The sequence below is a fragment of the Streptomyces colwelliae genome, assembly GCF_048158785.1.
Classification (GTDB): domain Bacteria; phylum Actinomycetota; class Actinomycetes; order Streptomycetales; family Streptomycetaceae; genus Streptomyces.
In genome coordinates, this window is record NZ_JBLTJC010000765.1 from 1 (window position 1) to 1,648 (window position 1,648).

The window sequence follows — 1,648 nt, forward strand, 5'->3', positions numbered from 1 at the left end:
CTCCCCCACCGCACCCCCGTGCTCCCACCCCGAGAAGCCCTTCGCCTCCGGATCCGCTGGGTGCAGGAGCTACAAGTGCGCCTCGTGCGGGATGTCGCACGCCGGCTCGGCCCGGCCGCGGACCGCGTGGAGCTGTTGCGCTGGCCGGAGTTGGCCGCCGTACTCGAAGGCGACCCCCTGCCCGGCGATCTCCACGCGCGCGTGCCGCGGGCCGAGTCGCCGCCGTTGCCGGATGCCTTCCGCCTCGCGGACGGCACAGTGGTCGCCGAGCGCACCGACAGCGACGGTGACGGTGACGGTGACGGCCGAGGTGCGTCCGGCGGGCGGGCCGTCGGGACGGTCTGGGACGGGGCCGGGCCGCGCCCCTCCGACGCCGTGCTCGTCGTCCGCACCCTCGACCCCGCCCTGGCCCCGCTGCTGCCCGGACTCGCGGGACTGGTCGCCCAGACGGGCAGCCCGCTGTCCCATCTCGCCGTGCTGGCAAGGGAGTTCGGGCTGCCTGCCGTGGTCGGTGCGACCGACGCGGTACGGCGCTTCCCGCCCGGGTCACGCGTCGCCGTCGACGGAACCACCGGTGACGTGAAGACAGCGGACGTAAAGGCAGACACAAAGGACGTAAAGGACGTAAAGACAGGAGAGGCGCGATGAGGCGGATCGCGTACGTCTTCGGGAGCCTGGCCGCCGCCGGGGCGGGGACGTATCTCGTCGTCTACCTGTACCGCTGGCAGTGGCAGCGCGCCATCCTGTGCGGGATCCTGCTGCTGGTCGTCGAGGTGATGCTGCTCGGCATCGTGCTGCTGACCCGGCTCACCCGGATCGAGGAACGGGTGATGGAGAGCGACGCCAGGCAACGGGAGTTGACGGTACGTCAGGAAGATGTGCTGGCCCGGCTGCGGCAGGCGTCCGTCGAGCGCGAGGGCGCCCGCTTCCGCTGGCTGGAGGACACCGCCGACCGTACGTACGTCTTCGTGCCCGTCCTCATGGTCACCGGGGTGCTGCTGTCCGGGCTCGCCTGGGTGGTGCAACGGATCGCGTCCGCGACGGGACGCCCGGCCGAACGGCGGCTCGCGGGACGCCTCGCCGTCCTCGCCGCCCCCGAACAGCCGGGAGTGGTGGGTGAGTTGGAGGATCGGCCCGCACTGGGCCGGCCTTCCAAGGGCCGCGTCGCCCGCATGGCCGTCATCGGTGTCGTCGGGGCCGCCCTGCTCGCCGCGCTCGTCGTCGGGCTCGCCGATCTCACCCAGACCCGGGAGCAGAGCGTGAGCGGTTCGGAAGCGACCTCGGTGCTCGTCCAGGTAGACGTGCGGGGCGCGGACATGACGGCCGAACGGCAGGCGCTCGCCGCGCAACAGGTCTGGGAGCGCTGCCGGGACTCCACCTCCGTGCCGCTGAACCACGCCATGCTCGGCAGCCTCGGCGACGGCATGTTCGCCGGGGTCGTACGGCCCGCGCTCGCCGAACACGACCGTATGCGGCTGCGCGGCTGCCTGGAGGACGCGGCCCTCGACCGCGCCCACCTCACGGTGATGGGCATGGGCGACACGGACGCGGACGACGACTGACCCGAGGCGCGAACCGGACGCGCGAACCGGACGCGCGAACCGGACGTACGATGCCAAGGCGCCCCCCGTCCCCGAGCACCCCGGGT

2 protein-coding genes are annotated in these 1,648 nt (G+C 72.9%); both read left to right on the top strand.

Annotated elements, in window-relative coordinates; all coding sequences use genetic code 11:
* Positions 1 to 648 (top strand): PEP-utilizing enzyme (locus ACNFOC_RS54125; protein ID WP_416966277.1); only part of this gene is annotated, 648 nt, incomplete at its 5' end.
* Positions 645 to 1,562, top strand: coding sequence for a hypothetical protein (locus ACNFOC_RS54130; RefSeq protein WP_416966278.1), 918 nt, complete (start codon positions 645 to 647; stop codon positions 1,560 to 1,562). The genes ACNFOC_RS54125 and ACNFOC_RS54130, both read left to right, overlap by 4 nt.
* The last annotated feature ends 86 nt before the right edge of the window (positions 1,563 to 1,648 follow it).